10 protein-coding genes are annotated in these 18,640 nt (G+C 68.0%); 5 read left to right on the top strand and 5 right to left on the bottom strand.

Features of this window, described 5'->3' with window-relative positions; genetic code table 11:
* Positions 1-80 precede the first annotated feature (80 nt).
* The gene (locus CA982_RS00495; RefSeq protein ID WP_086533397.1) at positions 81-2,660 is read left to right on the top strand and encodes an alpha/beta fold hydrolase; all 2,580 of its coding nucleotides are present in this window, start codon (positions 81-83) and stop codon (positions 2,658-2,660) included.
* A gap of 402 nt (positions 2,661-3,062) precedes the next feature.
* Here the strand turns inward: CA982_RS00495 and CA982_RS00490 are convergent, their stop codons facing one another.
* The 3 genes from CA982_RS00490 to CA982_RS00480 form a co-directional block, all read right to left on the bottom strand.
* Positions 3,063-3,380, bottom strand: a complete 318-nt coding sequence (locus CA982_RS00490) for an ArsR/SmtB family transcription factor (protein WP_086533396.1) — start codon at positions 3,378-3,380, stop codon at positions 3,063-3,065.
* Positions 3,373-3,855: an SRPBCC domain-containing protein gene (locus tag CA982_RS00485; RefSeq protein ID WP_086533395.1), complete on the bottom strand. Its 483-nt coding sequence runs from the start codon at positions 3,853-3,855 to the stop codon at positions 3,373-3,375. Before CA982_RS00485 ends, CA982_RS00490 begins: the two co-directional genes overlap by 8 nt.
* 120 nt (positions 3,856-3,975) lie before the next feature.
* Positions 3,976-4,872: an oxygenase MpaB family protein gene (locus CA982_RS00480; protein WP_086533607.1), complete on the bottom strand. Its 897-nt coding sequence runs from the start codon at positions 4,870-4,872 to the stop codon at positions 3,976-3,978.
* A 140-nt stretch (positions 4,873-5,012) separates the two neighbouring features.
* Here CA982_RS00480 and CA982_RS00475 point away from each other — a divergent pair, with 140 nt between their 5' ends.
* Positions 5,013-5,585, top strand: coding sequence for a TetR/AcrR family transcriptional regulator (locus CA982_RS00475; protein ID WP_167383310.1), 573 nt, complete (start codon positions 5,013-5,015; stop codon positions 5,583-5,585).
* A 125-nt stretch (positions 5,586-5,710) separates the two neighbouring features.
* On the opposite strand, the gene aroQ is transcribed toward CA982_RS00475, so the two are convergent.
* Complete coding sequence (gene aroQ / locus CA982_RS00470) at positions 5,711-6,169, bottom strand: type II 3-dehydroquinate dehydratase (RefSeq protein WP_086533393.1); 459 nt, start codon at positions 6,167-6,169, stop codon at positions 5,711-5,713.
* A gap of 134 nt (positions 6,170-6,303) precedes the next feature.
* Between aroQ and CA982_RS00465 the strand changes: the two genes are divergently transcribed.
* Complete coding sequence (locus CA982_RS00465; protein ID WP_086533392.1) at positions 6,304-9,732, top strand: arabinosyltransferase domain-containing protein; 3,429 nt, start codon at positions 6,304-6,306, stop codon at positions 9,730-9,732.
* 83 nt (positions 9,733-9,815) lie between these two features.
* On the opposite strand, the gene CA982_RS00460 is transcribed toward CA982_RS00465, so the two are convergent.
* Complete coding sequence (locus tag CA982_RS00460) at positions 9,816-11,477, bottom strand: HNH endonuclease signature motif containing protein (protein WP_086533606.1); 1,662 nt, start codon at positions 11,475-11,477, stop codon at positions 9,816-9,818.
* Positions 11,478-11,875: 398 nt separating this feature from the next.
* Between CA982_RS00460 and CA982_RS00455 the strand changes: the two genes are divergently transcribed.
* Both CA982_RS00455 and CA982_RS00450 read left to right on the top strand, forming a co-directional pair.
* A complete protein-coding gene (locus CA982_RS00455; protein ID WP_208617842.1) occupies positions 11,876-15,241 on the top strand; it encodes an arabinosyltransferase domain-containing protein in 3,366 nt (1,121 codons plus the stop codon).
* On the top strand, positions 15,234-18,533 hold the full coding sequence (locus tag CA982_RS00450) for an arabinosyltransferase domain-containing protein (RefSeq protein ID WP_086533390.1): 3,300 nt from the start codon (positions 15,234-15,236) through the stop codon (positions 18,531-18,533). Before CA982_RS00455 ends, CA982_RS00450 begins: the two co-directional genes overlap by 8 nt.
* Positions 18,534-18,640 lie beyond the last annotated feature (107 nt).

Here is an 18,640-nt window from a genome sequence, read left to right as displayed (position 1 = left end):
TGGCACCGTTGCCCGGGCTTCTGAGTTCCGTGGCCCGTCCATGACCGTCGACGTTCCCGCCTCCGCGGAAGTTTGAGGACATGACCAGCCAGAACCCTCTCGAGACACGTGTGAGTCGCCCCGACGGCCCGGTCGTCACCGACCTCCCGGGTACCGACACCGCGCACACCGCTGCCGCCCGCTGGCGAGCAGTGGCTGCTGCGCGTGGCGATGCGATCGCGATCAGGACGCCCGAGCAGTTCATCACCTTCGCGGATGCCGCCGGACGAGTCGACGACCTCGCGCGCACCATCACCGCGACCGCCGACCCGGGCCGACCCGTCGCAGTGGAGATCGAGTCCGACATCGACTCGGTCATCGCGATGCTCGCCGTGCTGTGCTCCGGGCGACCCCTCGTCCTGCTCGACCCGTTCCTGCCGCCGGACCGACGCGACGTCCTGCTGGAACGCTCCGGTGCGCAGCTGCTGGACAGGTCCGCCGAGACCGTGCCCGGATCGACGGACGTCGTCGAGCCAGGACCGAGCGATCCGGCGGTCCTGCTGTTCACCTCGGGATCGACCGGGACCCCCAAGGGCGTTGTGCTGTCGCAGAAGATGCCGGTCAACCACGCCCGAGACGGCCGGCGGTTCCTCGGCATGCGGCCGGCGGATCGTGCCGTCGTCCTGCTGCCGCTCAGTTTCGGCGGCGGCCTGGACGCGCTCGCGATGAGCCTGCTCAACGGGTCGACCATGCTGTTGTGGGATGTCCGCCGCCGCACCACCACCGGGTTGCGGGACTGGCTGGTCGCGCAGGAAGCGACAACCGCGCACTGCACCCCGTCGCTGCTCCGCTCGTGGCTGGGTGAACTGTCGGCCGACGACGCCGTCGGATCCCTCCGTCTGCTGTCCACGTGCGGCGAGCCGACCCATCGGGCCGATGTGCAGCTCGCTCGCGACACGATCCTCGCCGACGGAGTCTTCTGTTGCTGGGCAGGCGCATCCGAGGTCGGCAACCTGGCCTTCAACCTGTTCCCGCCCGACCGGGACATCGAACCGGGCGCGATACCCGTGGGTGTACCGGCATCGGACAAGTCCGTTCGCATCGTCGACGCGAACGGTGACGATCTGCCCGTCGGCACCACCGGCGAGGTCCTCGTCGACTCCGCGCACATCGCCGTCGGGTATCACCGGAATCCGGAGATGACGGCGGCGCGCTTCATCCCTCTGCCCGACGGCCGGACCCGCTATCACACAGGGGACCTCGGTCGACTCGACGAGTTCGGCGAACTCGCGCTCCTCGGACGCAGTGACGACGCGATCAAGATCCGCGGTTACCTCGTCGAACCACTCGAGGTGGAAGCCGCGATCCGCGCCCTGGCCTGGACCACCGACGCGGTCGTCACCGCCGACCGCGACGAAGCCCGACTCACCGCCCACGTCGCCGTGGACCCGGAGAAGTGGTCACCCTCGCCGGCCGAGATCCGGCAGGAGCTCGGGAAGACGCTGACACCGTGGATGATCCCGCGTGACATCGTTGTCCTCGCCGAACTCCCCCGCAACGAGCGCGGCAAGGTCGACCGGGCCGCGCTGCCACCGCCGCCCGCCCGCCCCGATCACGAACCGCCCCGCGGGATGACCGAGATGGCGCTGCATCGGTTCTGGTGCCAGATCCTCGGTCTCGAATCCATCGGCCGCAACGAGGATTTCGTCGAGCTCGGCGGCGACTCGCTGGCCGCGGCAAAGATGCTGGCCGAGGTTCAGCATCACCTCCAACTCGACGTGAACACCGCGATGCTCGCCGAGGCGCCGACCATCGCGCTGTTCGCGCAACGTATCGAGTCCGCCGCCAGAGAGCGTTCGGCGAATGCCTCCGGCGCCACCCTCATCCCGCTGCGGAAAGGTACCGGCCGACCGATCTTCCTGGTCGCCGGCGCCGGCAGCCTCGCGACGAGCCTGACACCGGTCGTCCGCGCACTGCAGACCGACCGTCCGGTCTACGCGATCCAGTCGCGGGGCGTCGAAAAGCGTGGCCGCGCCGATCATTCCGTTCGCGCCGCGGCACGACGGGCGATCGACGACATCCGGTCGGTTCAACCCCACGGGCCGTATCAGGTCGGCGGCTATTCCCTCGGCGGTTTCGTCGCGATGGAACTCGCTGCGCGGTTGACCGCCGCGGGCGAGACATGCGATCCGGTCGTCGTCCTCGACTCGCTGTTCGACCCGGCCCTGGCGCGCCGGGTCCGCGGCGAGAGGATGGGAGTCCTCGACCGGTTGCGCGCCCGACGCGGCGACACCCAGGACACGGCCCTCCCCGACCGCACCGGGGACGATCCCGCCCCCGCGAGAGAACCCCTCCCTCAGCGACTGGTGAAGGAGGTGGTCCTGGCCGTCCTCGTCCCCACCGCCGGGATGGTGCAGCTCCCGACGCCGGTGCAGTGGGTCGTGTTCTTCCGCTTGGGCACCAGGATGATCCGCCGCTACCGGCCGCGGGACTATGGCGGCCCCGTCGGCGTCATCCGGGCGCGCACCAACCCTGACGACCCGGATCTGTGGCGGCAGATGTCGTCGGGCGAGGTGACCTTTCACGACGTCTCCGGCGATCACATCTCGATGATCCGCGCACCCCACGCCGCCGACACCGCCCGAGCGATCGACGAGGTGCTGAACTCTCCCGCTCCCTGAGGGTGCAAGAACCCCGATCCCTAATCCGAAAGAACCACACATACTGGTCCCTGAGGTGCGAGGAGCGCAAGCGACGAGCCACGAAGGGCCTGGTGAGATGCCATGCGAGACCCTTCGTGGCTCGCTTCGCTCGCACCTCAGGGAGCAAGAATTTCGGACGCTCACGAGTGTTCTTTCGTAGTCCATGACGGCCGTCAGGCTGCTGACACTGAGGAGCGAGCTTGCGAGCGTCACCCCGCTCCCTGAGGAGCGAGCTTGCGAGCGTCACGGAGGGTCTGGCGAGATGCGGGGCAAACCCTTCGTGACGCGCCCTCCGCAAGCTCCAGGCGCTCCTCAGGGAGCGGCGGAAACACGGCCCACCGCAAGCTCCAGGCGCTCCTCAGGGAGCGGCGGAAACGCGGCTCAACCCTCTTCGGCGCGAAGTTTGATGTCGGCCAGACGGCGATCCCAGCCACGTGCGATGGCGTCGAGCCGATGCGCGACCCGGGAGAGCTGTGCCCCCACGGCTTCGTAGCGGATCTCGCGGCCGACCCGTGACGAGGTCACCAGCCCGGCCTCGGTGAGCACGCGGAGGTGTTTCGCGATCGCCTGCCTACTGATCGGGAGCTCGTCCGCGAGATGTGACGCGGACGCGGGTTCCGAACCCAGTCGCGTGAGGATCTGCCATCGGCTCTCGTCGGACAGCGCGGCGAAGACCTCGACCGGAGCCACGTCAGGCATGGACACCGCCGAGATGTGTCCGCGCCAGCTCGAGTTCGATGGTCCAGCCCTCGTTGTTGCCGTCGAACCGCGCGCGCCGCTCGGCATCCGTTCCCGGGAGCGACGTGAACCCGGACTCCACGACCTTGAGGAGAACGCCGGAGTCCGACGGCGTGATCCAGAACTCGACAAGCGTCGAATCCGATTGGGGGTCAGAGGAGTCGGCGAGCCAACGAAACGCGGCGTACCGCGGTTCGTCGAGTTCGACGGTGCGGAACGTGAACGCGCCGTGGACCGGGTCGTGGATGGTCGACAAGTCTCCGTTCCGCTCGATCCGGTGCTCGGTGATCGCCTTGTCGTTGATGAACCACCCCGGCTCGCTGACCAGAGACCAGACCCGATCGGCGGGTGCGTCGATCGAGACCTCACGCTCGATCCGATCGAATTCGGCTGCCGCCGAACGGGACACGTCGTGTGCATCCGTGTTCTCACTCATCGGTACTCCCTCGTTGCGGATTCTTACTGCAACCCTATGGTTGCACTTATGCCTCCGCTGCGCAACGGTCCGGAGCGAACGAAACAACATCTCCACGAATACGGGAGACGCAAACCGGCCCTAGCTCCCGGCCGCAGCCGAGTGCTGTGCCGGCTCGGCCGGAAGGTGCCGAACCGGGCAGCCACCCGCGAACGTGCCCAGCTTCTCGATGTCGAAACCGTTCGGATAACTGCGAATTCGTTGCATCTCGGATACGTACTGCGGTGTGCGACGAGCTGGCAGGGCCGCCACGACCCGGGCCCGCGCCTTGAGCCCACCGATCGACAGCAACCGCGCGACACGTCCAGGTCGCCGGTAGCGGAACGACTCGAGCAACGCGTCATCCATCAGCGATCTACTGAAGACATCGATCGCCGGCGCGAGCGGCTTGGGATAGAACGACGCGAGCAGACTCTTGGTGGCATCGGCAACACGGCGACCGCCCTCGTCGAAAGCGAAGTGCTCATGCTCGTAGGCGTCCATCAGGGTCTCGAAGGCGCGGTAGTCCGCCGGAATCTCTTTGATCCCCATGTGACGGCCCAGCGCCCGGTAGTAGTTCACCGACGCGGTCACCTCGTCGTCGGTCAGCTTCCGCCAGCCGTAGTCGTCGATCCACCGCTTCGGGACGACCACGAATGTCGACAGGACGTAACGCATGTCGTCGTTGGTGATGTCGTACATGCGGTGCATCTGGTTGATGCGCCGAATCGCGGACTTGCCCCGGCCACTGTCGAATCCGTCCAGGAGCGGGACCTCCAACAGAAGCGAGGTGTCGTCGTAGCGCTTCTGCGTATCGGCCGTGAAAGCCCTTGTCTTGTCGAGCAACCGGCCGATACTCGGTACCGCATACGTGCGGAAGAGGGCGAAACTGAGTGCTTGATTGATGTCCCACGGGAAGTCGAAGACCGACAGGTTCCGGTAGATCTCGTGGAACTGCGTCTCCGGATCCAGCCCCCGGTTACGTGTCGCCTTACCCATCACATGTCCTCCTCGGTGAGTGCCACGTCACTGTAAGTCGACTTATAGAAATGTGCAAGGGGTCACATTCTGATTGCTAGCGGCCCGGACTGGTATGCACCCGGGCGTCGACCTCGAGATTTGTGAAGCACACTGGACTGATGGCCACCGGCAAGAAAGCGAAGCCGTCGGAGTACACGCAACGGCGCTACCTCGACGCCGGCCTGGGCATCCTCACCGATCATGGCCATGCCGGGTTGAAGCTGGCGGCGATCTGCGAAGCGACCGGCACGACCACCGGAAGCTTCTACCACGCATTCGGCAACTGGGCCGAGTATCGATCCGCCCTCATCCGTCACTGGCGCGACGAACAGAGCCAGCGACTGATCGCCGGTGCTCGCGACATCGCCGACCCACGAGAGCGGCTCGACGCCCTCACCGACATCGGCCTGCGGCTACCGCACGCGACCGAGGCCGCCATCCGCGTGTGGGCCGCGCACGACCCCGAGGTGCTCGCCATTCAGCACACCGTGGACCGAGAGCGTCGCGACATCATCGCGGCCACCTACGACGAGGTGCTCCACAATCGCGAGGAAGCCGAGGAGTTCGCCACCGCGGCGATGTATCTGCTGATCGGCTTCGAGAGCGGCACGCTTCATTCCCACCAGGCACTGGTCAGGGGTTTTCGCACGATCCTCGACCGTGCTCTCGAATCATCCGTCGAGTCACCGTGACTCGACTCGCCTAGGCCCCGCCAACGGTCTGTACGCGCACAGTCAACGAAAAGCAGTGCACAGTCAACGAAAAGCAGTGCACAGTCAACGAAGAACGGTGCACAGTCGACGATGTGGTGGATGAGTCAGACGACGAGTTCGACGAGTCGGCGGATCGCGAACTCATACCCGCGGATGCCGTAACCGGCGATCACCCCGGCCGCGATCGGGGACACATAGGAGTGATGGCGAAACGCCTCGCGCCGGTGCACATTGCTGATGTGCACCTCGAGCACGGGAACGTCAGGGACGACGAGTGCGTCGGCGAGGGCGACCGAAGTGTGTGTCCATCCACCGGGATTGATGACGATGCCGCTGATCTTGCCGACGGATTCGTGGATCCAGTCGAGCATCTGCCCCTCGTGATTGGTCTGCGCGGCGCGCACCCCGAAGCCGAGTTCGGCCGCGGTGCGCTCGGCGAGGTCGACCACGTCGGCGAGGGTGTCCGACCCGTAGACAGCGGGCTCCCGGGTGCCGAGCATGTTCAGATTGGGACCGTTGAGCAGCAGGATCGGCAGACGGTCGGTCACCTCGGCGTCGGACATGGCGTTCACCTTACTGGCCCTGACCTGCCGGTCGGCGAGTCTCCGACGTCCCTACACACGTGTGGGAGCCAGGGCGTCGTACCCGCACCGCCACCGACCGGGGCGAGACATCCGTAGGGCTACCATCTCTCTTTGTGCCATCGCAGACCGTTCGACGAGCGAGGATCGTCGCCATCGTCACCGGACTGCTCGGGTTCCTCCTCGCGCTCGCAACGCCACTCATGCCCGTGTCACAGCGAACCGCCGAGATCGACTGGCCACAGAACGGCCAGATCGGTTCCGTCTCGTCGCCGCTGATCGGTTACACACCCGTCGACCTCGACGTCTCGATCCCCTGCACCGCAGTGAACGACCTGCCGCCCGGCGGGTCTGTGCTGTTGTCCACCACGCCCAAGCAGGCACCGAAGTCCGGTGAGCGCGGCCTGTTCATCCGCAAGACCGGTGCTGCCGATGCGCCCCTGGACCGCCAGGGCGTCGAGGTGGTGATCCGCAACGTCTCACTGGTCTCGGCGACGCTGCAGGACATGCGCGACCAGGGGTGCCGCGAGATCGTCGTGCACGCCGACTCCGACGCGGTGACCGCCGAGTTCGTCGGCATGACGAGCGGAACCCAGAACGAGCACGGCGAAGACGAGCCACTCGCGGGCACGACGGAGGACAAAGAGGCCTTCAAATACTGGCCCGATCAGCGCCCCCAGGTCACCGGCCTGTTCACCGACCTGTCCGGCCCCGCCGCCGACATTGCGGGCCTCGACGCCCACGTCACCATCGATTCGCGCTACAACACCGCGCCCACCATCTCGAAGTGGCTGGTCGTGATCGTCGGGGTGGCGTCGACGCTGCTGTCCCTGGCCGCGCTGGCCGCGCTCGACTCGACCGACGGTCGTCGCCATCGACGGATCTTCCCGGCCCGATGGTGGCGTCTCAACGCACGCGACTACGTCGTCATCGGGGCGCTGATCCTGTGGCACATGATCGGGCCCAACACCTCCGACGACGGCTATCTGCTGACCATGTCGCGAGTCGCCCAGGACAGCGACTACACCGCCAATTACTTCCGCTGGTACGGCGCGCCCGAGGCGCCCTTCGGCTGGTACTACCAGCTGTTCGGTCTGCTCAGCCACGTATCGGTGGCGAGTCCATGGATGCGCCTGCCCGCCCTGCTCTGCGGAATCCTGGTCTGGCTCATCGTGAGTCACGAAGTCCTGCCCCGTCTCGGCCGCGCCGCGCTGACCAGGCCCATGGTTGCCTGGACCGCGGCATTCGCGTTCCTCGCCTGCTGGTTCCCGTTCAACAACGGCCTGCGACCCGAACCGATCATCTGCCTGGGCGCCCTGTTGACCTGGTGTTCGGTCGAACGCGCGATCGCCACCGGACGCCTGCTCCCGGCCGCGGTCGCCTGCCTGATCGGTGCATTCAGCATCGCCGCCGGGCCGACCGGTCTGCTCGCAGTGGCCGCGCTGATCGCCGGTGCACGACCGATGATCATGGCGCTCATCAAGCGTGCCCGCGTCGTCGCCGAGTTGTCCTCCGCCGAATCGGATTCCGCCACCTCGGGGTCCGGAGACCCGGCAGCCGCCGCGCATGACCGCAGGCGCTCGTTGCGCTGGTCGTTCGTCGCGCTGATCGCGCCGATCCTGGCCGCCGGCACCTTCGTGATCTTCGTCGTGTTCTCGAACCTGACCCTGCGGTCGTTCGCCGAGGCGTCGAGCATGAAGTCGGCACTCGGGCCGTCGATGAGCTGGTACAACGAGATCGGCCGCTACTCGGCTCTCTTCGCGTTCTCCGCCGACGGTTCCATCGCTCGGCGATTCGCCGTGCTGGCCATGATCCTGGGCTTGGTCGTCTCGGCCGCAGTGCTGATCCGCAAGAACCGCATCCCGGGCACCGCCATCGGTCCGACACGCCGGATCGTCGCGATCACCTTCGCGTCGCTGGTCTTCCTCATGTTCACGCCCACCAAGTGGACCCACCACTTCGGCGTCTTCGCGGGCATCGCTGCCGCCCTCGCCGCGATCGCGGCGATCGCCGCGAGCCAGCAGTCGATGCACTCCCGGCGCAACCGCACTCTGTTCTGCGCGCTCGTCCTGTTCATCGGCGGTCTCGCGTTCACCGCGCCGAACTCGTATTACTACTACTCCGCGTGGGGCATGCCGTGGGGAGCCGAGCAGGTCAAGATCGGCGGCATCATGCTCGGCAGCGTGCTGCTGTACGCCGCACTCGCCCTCCTGCTCGTCGCGCTCTGGTTCCACTTCCGCGAGCCGTTCACCGGAACCGATCCACACGTCGAGGAGTCGACCGCCGACGACACCGCCCATCAGCGCTGGTACCGACGGTTGATCACCTCGATGGCAGCCGCCCCGCTCGCCTATCTCGCGATGGCGGTCGTCGTCTTCCAGATCGTCACCGCGATCTTCGCCGGCATCCACCAGAGCTCGTCGTACTCGGTCCCGCGTTCCAACTTCGCCGCCGTGGCCGGTCACCCGTGCGGCATGGCCGACAAGGTCTGGGTGGAATCCGATCCCAACCGCGACATGCTCCGTCCGGTCGATCCCACCCTGTCCAACCCGCTCGGCGGACCGCCGCCGGCACCCGACAGCTCGCCGGCCACCTCGGGGTTCTACCCGAACGGCGTGCCGACGGCACTGGAATCAACGGCCAGCGAAGGCTCGCTCGGCGTGCTGTCGGGCGACGTGTGGCGGTCCCCCGACATCGTCAACTCGAACCCCGGCGGAACCGGCGGCGGCGAGATCTCCGAACCCGGTATCAACGGCAGCACGGCAGCCCTCCCGTTCTTCCTCGAACCCGCCTCGACCCCGGTCATGGGCAGCTACTCCAAGCTCGACCAGGTACCGGCCCGCCTCACCTCCGGCTGGTACGCGCTGCCCGCGGACTGGCGAGACCGTCCGCTGCTCACGATGGCGGTGGCCGGCGAGTACGACAACCCGAACGTGATGCTCGAGTACACCGCCGACCCCATCGGTCCCGGCACCCGCGACGCCGACCTCGAAGCCGCGGGCGAGACCGAACTCATCGACCCGGGCCCACGTCCGTCGTGGCGCAACCTCCGGTACAACACCGACGAACTCCCCTCGGACACCACCGCCGTCCGGATCGTCGCGACCGACGACAACCTCGCCGAAGACCGGTTCATCGTGCTGACCCCACCGCGGATCCCGCAGATGGACACCTTGCAGGACGTCGTCGGCGACACCGATCCGGTCCACATCGACTGGACATCGGGGCTGGCCTTCCCGTGCCAGCGTCCGTTCACCCACGACGTCGGGGTCGCGGAGATCCCGAAGTGGCGCATCAAGCCCGGATCGGACCTCGCGGCCGCGGTGTCGGCCTGGCAGAACAGCTTCGGCGGTGGCCCGCTCGGATGGATCGAGGTCTCCCAGCAGGCGACGGCGCTGCCGACCTATCTGATGTCCGACATCGGACGCGACTGGGGCGCCCTCGAACGCTACGAGCCCTACGGCGACGTCGACACGCTCGCCGAGATCGAGACCGGCACCGCCACCCGAAGCGGATTGTGGAGTCCCGCTCCGCTCCGGCACTGACAAATGAGGCGGCGCGCTGACCAATGGCGACGCTGACGGTCCGGTCGCCGTGATAGCAGTCGACCCGGCGAGCTGCTCGGCAGTCACCGATGGTCGGCGAGGATGCGTGCGAGGGCCGCTTCGACCGGGCGCAGTGGTTGGGTGGTGAAGTGCTTCGGCGGTGCCGGCGGGTGGACGAGTTGTCGGTAGGCGAGTTCGAGGCGTCGGCCACTGTCGCCATCGCCGACGGCGTCGGGGCGTGACCGGTCTGGGCGTGACTGGTCGCCGGACCGGGAGGTCGGTCCGTGGATCTCGTCGCGCACGGTGTTCAGATGGTGTGCGAACCGTCGGGGTAGGTCGGGTCGGCGGTTGAGGTGTTCGGGGTTGGGTGGTGCGCCGGGTTCGGCGTTGAGTCGCCAGACGCAGCGGCCTTCGTCGGGTCCGGACCGTTCGATGTGGGTGGTGTATTGGCCGGGTTTCTCACCGACCATGCGGTTGTGTCGGGGGCAGGCGGGGGCGAGGTCGTCGATGTCGGTGAGTCCACCCTTGGCCCAATCTCTTTGTGCGTGATGCATGTCGACGTGGGTGGCGGGTTGGCCGCAGCCAGGAGCGGAACAGACTTCGCCGTCGGGGCGGGCGAAGGAGACGAGGCGCTGTTCGCGGGTGGCGAGACGCTTGCCCCGCCCGAAGTGCAGCGGAACGGCGGTCGCGTCTTTGAAGATCGCCAGCCACGGCTGGACCTCACCGGCCATCTCGATCAGGTCGGGGATGGGCAGCAGGGTGCCGGTGGCGGTGGTGGCCAAGCCGGCTTCACGGATCAGGTCGTCGAGGTCGGCTTTGATGATCAGTTGCACGGGTAGGCCGCGATGGGATTTCCCGAGCAGCCCGTCGTCGAGGACTGCCTTGAGTAGGGCGTTGAGTGCGTCGTGGTTGATCTGGGCCGGTGTGCGGTCGTCGCGTTCCGCCGCGGCGACGAGGGCCTCCGGGTCAGCGTCTTCAACAGACCCGGTGGGCGAATCAGGATCGTTGGGGTTGTTCATGCCGGGTGTGGCCCAGACGGCCAGCAGCATCGTGACGCGGGCAGCGAGTTCGGGGGTGAGGTTGGCCGTCATCTTCGCGGTGCCGTCGGCACGTTGCCGGTTGATCCACAGGTTCCGGCGACGCTTTCGCTCGGTGTCGTCAGCCAGGGTGCCGTCGGGGTCGAGATAAGCGAGGAGCCGCGCACCGAGTTGGGTGATGTCGGCGGGGGTGTGGGCTTCGGCGATCTCGGCCATCTGACGTTCGGCAGCGACCTTGATGTCGTGGTCGACAGCGTTCGGGATGCGGTCGAGGACATCGAGTGTGGCCTGGACGTGCGCGGTGCCCACCGTTCCTTGGGCGAAAGCCTCGGCGAGGCAGGGGTGCTCGGGTGGGAGCTTTTCGCCGCCGAGGCTGGTGCGGGTGGCGGTGGCGTCCATCTGCTTGCGGCGACGCATCGGGTTGGAGATCCGCAGGCGGTGGGTCATGAATTGCGTGAGGGTTCGGCAGCCGGTTGTGCGGGGCAGGTCGCGGGCCTCGGCGTGGTCGATCTGCCGGTCGCCGGCAACGGTCAGTCGCGTGATGGCGCGTTCGGTGGCGGCTGCGACCTCGGTGAGTTCGGCATCGGTACACGGAGACAGATCGACGGTCTGCAGTTCGTCGAGGATCGCGTGCAGCTCGGCCACCAACTCGACCGCACGCGGTCGCGGCGCCGTCGAATCGTCGTCGACATGTGTGGTGTCGGACATGACGGTCACCCCCCCCCCGAAACCGCAGCTGCGAATGTACGTTCGAGTGTACACGACATCGGCGGAGCAGGACAGGCGAAAAGTGTTGTCCGACAGAATTTTCCGCCGTAGCATCGCCCCTCTCGATTGTCGGTGGTTGCTGGTAGCCTCCGCCTACGGGCAAGATCTGAGCGGTCTTGCAGTGCGCGACCCTTCGTGGCTCGTCGCTATCGCTCCTCGCACCTCAGGGACCAGAGGGCCACCGCCTATCACTCCACACACCCCAGCGACCAGAGGGCCACCGCCCACACTCCTCGCACCTCAGGGAGCCAGAGATCGTGCGGCTCTCGCGCCTCATCGATCAGGGCTGCGGGGTGGCCCCTAGGTGGGCCGGGGCACGTCGCTTACGATGAGGCACCGTGCCCGTGACAGCCCCGACCTCGCCAGAGGATTCCGCAGAACCGTCGTCGCCGGGGCCATCGACCAGGATCTCCGCGGGCACCGCCCGGTGGGTGGCGATCGTGGCCGGGGTCGCGGGCATCGTGCTGTGTGCCCTCACCCCGCTCCTACCGGTCAAGGCCGTCGACGCCGGTTTCGCCTGGCCGGCCGGACAGGACCTGAGCGCCGACACCTCGTCGGTGATGGCTCCGCTCATCGCGCAGACCCCGCAGACCCTCGACGCCCGAATCCCGTGCGCGACGCTCGCGTCTGCCGAGGACGGGGTGGTCCTGGCGACGATGCCGACCAACGCGCCGAAGTCGAAGTCGTCGTCGCTGTGGGTCACCGCCACCGACGCCGCGATCACGGTGACCTTCCGGAACACCCTCGCCGCGACCGCCGCCCGAGCCGACCTGGACCGATGCCGGGAACTGCGCATCTTCTCCGCGCCCACCGGCCCCGGCGCGGAGTTCGTCGGACTCGGCGAGTCGACGACCCTGCCGCCGGACCGCCGACCGCAGGTCGACGGCATCTTCAGCAATCTGACCCCGGCGCAGGCACGCGCAGCCGCAGACGACGGCCTGCGTGTGCAGGTGAGCATCGACAACCGCTACGAGTCGTCGCCATCGATCCTGAAGATCGTGGTGATGGTGCTCGCCGCCCTGTCGGTCCTCGTCGCCGTCGTCGCGCTGGGGCTGCTCGATCGCATCGGCGGCTACCATCGCCGGATCGGCGCGCGAACCCGCTCCTGGTGGCAGTCGCTGAAACCCCGAGCCACCGACCTGGTCGTCACCGCGATCCTGCTGGTCTGGAGCGTCCTGGGGGCCGGTTCGCCCGACGACGGCTACATCCTCAACATGGGCCGCACCGCGGACGGCTTCGGATACCTCGCCAACTACTACCGCTTCTACGGCATCCCCGAAGCTCCCTTCGACTGGTACTACAGCTTCCTCGCCGCGTGGTCGTCGGTCTCGCCGTCGGTGCTGTGGATGCACATTCCGCAACTCATCGCCGGGCTCGTGTCGTGGTTCGTCCTCAGCCGTGTGCTCCTGCCTCGCCTCGGTCCGGCCGTACGGCGGAGTTCCTGGGCGATCTGGGCCGCCGCCCTCACGTTCACCGCATTCTGGTTGCCGTTCTGCAGCGGCCTGCGCAGTGAAGGGATCATCGTCCTGGGTTCGCTGCTCACCTGGTGGGCCGCCGAACACGCCATCGCGACACGACGACTCCTGCCGGCGGCACTCGCCGCTCTCATCGCGGGGTTCACCCTCGCTCTCGCACCGCACGGCCTCATCGGTGTGGCCATCCTGCTGGTGGCCGCCCGCTCGCTGCTGCACATCCTCATCGATCGGCGTAAGAGTCTCGGCGGCTCGGTCTGGACGTCGACGCTGACCCTCGTCGCGCCGATCGCCGCGGCCGGGATGCTCGTGCTCATCGTGGTGTTCCGGGATCAGACCCTGGCGACCGTCCTCGAGGCGATCAAGCTGCGCTACACGGTCGGGCCGGTCATCTCCTGGCACCAGGAGTTCCTGAGGTACTACTTCATCTCGGTCGTGACCGACGACGGCGCGCTCACCCGTCGGGTGCCACTGCTGCTCCTGCTCGCCGGCCTGTTCGTGACGGTCGCCGTCATGCTGCGCCGCACCAGGATTCGCGGCGTCGACCCGGGTCCGGCGTGGCGACTGATCGGCGCCGTGGGTGTCACCCTCCTGCTGTTCGCGTTCACGCCCACCAAATGGACCATCCAGTTCGGCGTGCTCGCCGGGCTCGCGTCGGCGATCGTGGCGGTGGCCACCGTGGCCGTGGCCCAGTCGGCGGCCCGGTCGGCCCGAAACCTGACCGTGTTCGTCTCGGGGCTGCTGTTCGCGATGGCGGCGGCGATGGCGGGTTACAACTCGTGGCCGTTCCTCTACGAATACGGCATCTCCTGGTTCGACCGGGCGCCGGTCATCGCCGGTTACCAGGCGTCGACCCTGTTCCTGATCCTCGCCGTGATCGCGGCCGCGGTAGCGGTGTGGCAGCACCTGCGCCTGGACTACGTCACCAATCGCGGTCTCGCCCACGCCGACACCGGGCCCGGCGAGACACGGGCGGATCGCCGACGCCTCTTCCTCGCCTCCTCGCCACTGGCGGTGATCGCCGGCCTGCTCGTGATCGTCGAATTGCTGTTGTTCGCCAAGGCCGCGGTGACCCGGTATCCGGCGTCGACGGCACTGGCCGAGAATCTGGACACCCTCCGCGGCAACAGCTGCGGCCTCGCCGACGATGTCCTCGTCGAACTCGATCCCAATGTCGGCATGCTGACCCCGGCGGGCGGCGCGACGACGACCCAGGCGCTGCGCGGCGAGAACCCGGTAGGTTTCTCCCCCAGCGGGATTCCCGACGACCTCCAGCCCGAGCCGGGGAGCCAGCGCCCCGGGCAGATGAACGTGTCGGCGAGCATGGCCCGCCCGTTCGCGATCACCGGCGGACTGGGCGCCGGTACCACCGGCGGACGCGGGCCGGAGACCGTGAACGGTTCCACCGCCAAACTGCCCTACGGCCTCGATCCCGCGACCACACCGGTCCTGGGCAGCTACGGATATCCGGGCGAGGCCCGCCTGACCACCGGGTGGTACGACCTACCCGCCGACCGCGCCGCGTCGCCGCTGCTGGTGTTCAGCACCGCGGGCGCCGTCTCGACCGTCGACACCTTCGGCGTACGGAACTTCGGGCAGAAGATGGTGGTGCAGTTCGGACGCCCCGGCGCCGACGGGAACTTCGAGCAGGTCGGCCCCGACATCCTGCCGATCGACCCCGGGCCCGTGATCCTCAACATGCCGTGGCGCAACATGCGGGTGCCGATGTCGGCGGCCCCGCCGCGGGCGACCGTGATGCGGTTGTCCTTGCAGGACAACAATCTCGGCGAGAAGCAGTTCATCGGGATCACGCCGCCGCGCGCCCCGCGGTTGCAGACGTTGCAGGACGTCGTCGGATCGGCGGCGCCCACACTCATCGACTTCGGGGTGGCCTCGCACTTCCCGTGCCAGCGACCGATGGGTGTCTCCCACGGTGTCGCCCAGGTGCCGCAGTGGCGCATCCTGGGCGACTACCCGTTGACCAACTCCCAGTCCAAGACCTGGCAGGCCGGCGTGGACGGGGGCCTGCTGGGCATCTCCGAGGCCACCACCTCGGCCTCGGCGGTCTCGACCTACCTGCAGGATGACTGGGTGCGCGACTGGGGCGCACTGGAGAAGCTGACACCGCTCGTGTCCGACGCGCCCGACGCGCGCATCGACACGGCACAGACGACGCAATGGGGCTGGTCGCGCACCGGCTCGATCAGGGTGGAGCCCCAATCCGATGAGTGAGTCCCGTATCTCCCGCATGGCGACCGTGAATCCGAAGGTCGTCGCGACCGTCACCGGTCTGCTCGGGTTCCTGCTGGCGGTGCTCACCCCGCTGCTACCGGTGAATCAGTCGACCGCCGAACTGAAGTGGCCACAGGGTGGTGGGGTCTCGGATGTCGCCGCGCCGCTGGTGTCCTTCGTCCCGATCGACATGGACATGTCGGTGCCGTGTTCGCTGGCCACCCGATTGCCCGAGCAGGGCGGGGTGCTGCTGTCGACGATCCCCGAGGGCGGCCAGGACGCCGGCGCCCGCGGGTTGTTCGTCCGGGCAACGGCCGACGCGCTGACCCTCACCGATCGCAACGTCGCACTGCTTAACACCGATCGCGCTGCCGCACAGTCGAATCCGAACTGTCGAATCGTGATGCGCGCCGACGGCGAAGGGGTGAGCGGGCGGTTCGAGGGCCTACCCGAACCCGCTGCGGACTCGGGCGCCTCGCACGGCTTCACGCTGGCCGACCACGAGATGCGCCCCCAGATCGTCGGCATCTACAGCGATCTGCCCGCCGACGCGCCGCGCGACGGGTTGTCGATGCGCGCCACCATCGACACCCGCTATGTCAGCACCCCCACCCCGCTGAAGTTCACCGCGATCGTGCTCGGCATCCTCCTGACGATCGTCTCGCTGATCGCACTCGGGATTCTGGATCGGCGGGATGGCCGCAGCCACAAGCGGTTCCTCCCGTCGGGATGGTTCACCATCCGGCCACCCGACGTCGCGGTGTTCGCGATCCTCGCCTTCTGGTGGTTCGCGGGCGCCAACACCTCCGACGACGGGTACAACTTCATCGTCGGCCGGATCACCGGCGACGCCGGATACGCCGACAACTACTTCCGCTACTTCGGTGTGCCGCAGGATCCGTTCGGCTGGCACTTCCAGGTCATCTCGGCCATGACGGACGTGAGCGTCGCGGCACCGTTCATGCGTCTGCCCGCATTCCTTCTCGGTCTGCTCGGCTGGTGGTTGATCAGCCGAGAGGTGATCCCGCGTCTGGGCCGCGCAGTCCGGCACAGCACGCCGGCCGTGTGGTCGGCGGCATTCGTCTTCCTCGCGATCTGGTTGCCGTTCAACAACGGTCTGCGTCCGGAACCGGCCGAGGCCGTGGGTGCACTGCTCACCTGGTGCTGTGTGGAGCGCGCGATCGCGACCCGCCGACTGCTCCCCTATGCCATCGCGGTGGTCACCGCCGCCTTCACGCTCGCGCTTGCTCCCGGCGGACTGATGGCGGTCGCCGCACTGCTCGCCGGAATCCGGCCGATCGTGAAGACGCTGGTGTCGCGCCGTTCCCGGGACGGCCTGCTGCCGATGCTCGCACCCATCCTGGCCGCCGGCACCGCCGTGCTGTTCCAGATCTTCGCCGATCAGCCGCTCGCGCCGTTGATCGCGGGCAACAAGGTCGCGTCCGACGTCGGCCCGACGCTCGAGTGGTGGCAAGAACCGATCCGCTATTACTACCTGATCCTCCCGACCGCCGACGGCACGCTCGCCCGACGCTTCGGCGTACTGGCGATGATCCTGTGTCTCTTCGTCGTGCTGCTTCGCCTGCTCCGCCGGGAACATCCGAACGGCGTTGCGCGCGCGCCGATCTGGCGTCTCGTCGCGGTGACCCTCGGCACCATGTTCTTCATCGCCTTCACACCGACCAAGTGGACCCATCACTTCGGTGTGTACGCGGGTATCGCCGCGGGCCTCGCCGCCGCGGCCGGCGCCATGATGGCGCCGGCGGTACTGCGGTCGCGACGCAATCGCAGCTTCTTCGCCGCCGCGGTGCTGGCCATCACCGGGATCTCCTTCGCCGGCACCAACGGCTGGTGGTTCGTCGGCAGCTACGGCGTCCCCTGGTGGGATCGCCCGCCGACGGTGGGCGGCATCAACATCGCCTGGTTCATCCTGATCGCCGCGGTCGCGACCGCACTGGCGGGCCTGTGGTTCCACTTCCGCGACGACTTCGTCGACGAGCTGACCCGAACCCGGGGCGGCGACAAGTGGTATTCCAGGCTGAAGTTCTCCCCGCTGCCGGTCATCGCCGGTGTGATGGTGCTGTTCATGGTCGCCTCGTTCGCGAAAGGTGCCTACGAGCAGCGTGATTCGTGGTCGTGGATGAAGTCCAACGCGCGCGCTCTCACCGGCGACTCGTGCGGTCTGGCCAACGACGTCCTGGTGGAGGCCGATCCCACCGCCGGTCTCCTACGGCCCGCGGCCGTGGCCGGCCGGCCCGCTCCCGGTGTCGCCGCTGCGCTGGCCGGCCCGGACGCCACCGGCTTCACACCCAACGGCGTACCCGGCAAGTTGTCGGTCGACGCGACCGAGAGCACCGAGTCGTCGAGCACGTCGGGTGCGCAGAACAGCGCCCAGACCGGCGCAGGGTCGGACGAATCCGGCGACAGTTCGTCCGCTCAGGGCGGTACCGAAGGAGGCCAGGGCGCCCGCGGCGTCAACGGGTCGACCGTGCGTCTGCCGTTCGGATTGAATCCTGCCGAGACACCCGTGCTCGGCAGCTACGGCTCACCGTCGGGGACCGGCTCGCTGACCTCGGACTGGTACGCATTGCCCGAGCGCTCCGCCGACGCCCCGCTGCTGACGATGGCGGTCGCCGGTTCGGTCGAGGCGGTCGACGGGATCGGGGTGGTCCACGCCGGCCAGAAGGTGACGGTGCAGTTCGGCCGCGTGGAGGCCGACGGCCGGGTGAGCACCCTGGGCCGGATGTTCCCGATCGACATCGGCGAGACCCCGACGTGGCGCAACCTGCGGTTCCCGCTCGCCGACGCACCGCCGAGGGCGACCGTCGTGCGGGTCGAGGTCGCCGACACCGCGGCCGCACCGTCGGAGTGGGTGGCGGTCACACCACCGCGGGTCAGCACGCTGGCCACGCTCGACGACGTCGTGGGGCAGACCGACCCGGTCTTCATCGACTGGCTGCCCGGCATGGTCTTCCCCTGTCAGCAGCCGATGAAGGTGCGCAACGGCGTCCTCGAGGTACCGCAGTGGCGGATCATGCCCGACGCCGAGGCCACCCGGAAGAACAGCCAGACCTGGATGTCGGGAACCGCCGGCGGCCCGCTCGGGATCACCGAGGCGATGCTGCGACCCACCCTGCTGCCGACGTACCTCCGGAACAACTGGGGACGCGACTGGGGCGGGCTGCAGCGGTTCACCGAGATCATCCCGGCTCCGGCCGCCGAACTCGACCTCGGCACCGCCCGTCGTTCGGGTCTGTACGACCCCGCGCCGATGCGTTCGAGCGGCTACTGACCGATCCCTGAATGCCGCGTCGACCTGGGGTTTCTTCTTCCCCATCGTCGACGCGGCAAACGCGGGCAGCACGCTTCGTTACCCCACTGTGATGTGCCGTCTCGGTT

Origin of the sequence: Gordonia lacunae (assembly GCF_002149015.1) — a bacterium.
Classification (GTDB): domain Bacteria; phylum Actinomycetota; class Actinomycetes; order Mycobacteriales; family Mycobacteriaceae; genus Gordonia; species Gordonia lacunae.
This window is presented reverse-complemented; position numbering and strand designations above follow the sequence as displayed.

Excerpts from the sequence above, each read along its gene's own strand:
- CA982_RS00475 (WP_167383310.1), top strand. The coding sequence starts at position 5,013 with ATGGCCACCGGCAAGAAAGCGAAGCCGTCGGAGTACACGCAACGGCGC.
- CA982_RS00450 (WP_086533390.1), top strand. The coding sequence starts at position 15,234 with ATGAGTGAGTCCCGTATCTCCCGCATGGCGACCGTGAATCCGAAGGTC.
- CA982_RS00485 (WP_086533395.1), bottom strand. The coding sequence starts at position 3,855 with ATGAGTGAGAACACGGATGCACACGACGTGTCCCGTTCGGCGGCAGCC.
- CA982_RS00460 (WP_086533606.1), bottom strand. The coding sequence starts at position 11,477 with ATGTCCGACACCACACATGTCGACGACGATTCGACGGCGCCGCGACCG.
- CA982_RS00495 (WP_086533397.1), top strand. The coding sequence starts at position 81 with ATGACCAGCCAGAACCCTCTCGAGACACGTGTGAGTCGCCCCGACGGC.
- aroQ (WP_086533393.1), bottom strand. The coding sequence starts at position 6,169 with ATGTCCGACGCCGAGGTGACCGACCGTCTGCCGATCCTGCTGCTCAAC.
- CA982_RS00480 (WP_086533607.1), bottom strand. The coding sequence starts at position 4,872 with ATGGGTAAGGCGACACGTAACCGGGGGCTGGATCCGGAGACGCAGTTC.
- CA982_RS00490 (WP_086533396.1), bottom strand. The coding sequence starts at position 3,380 with ATGCCTGACGTGGCTCCGGTCGAGGTCTTCGCCGCGCTGTCCGACGAG.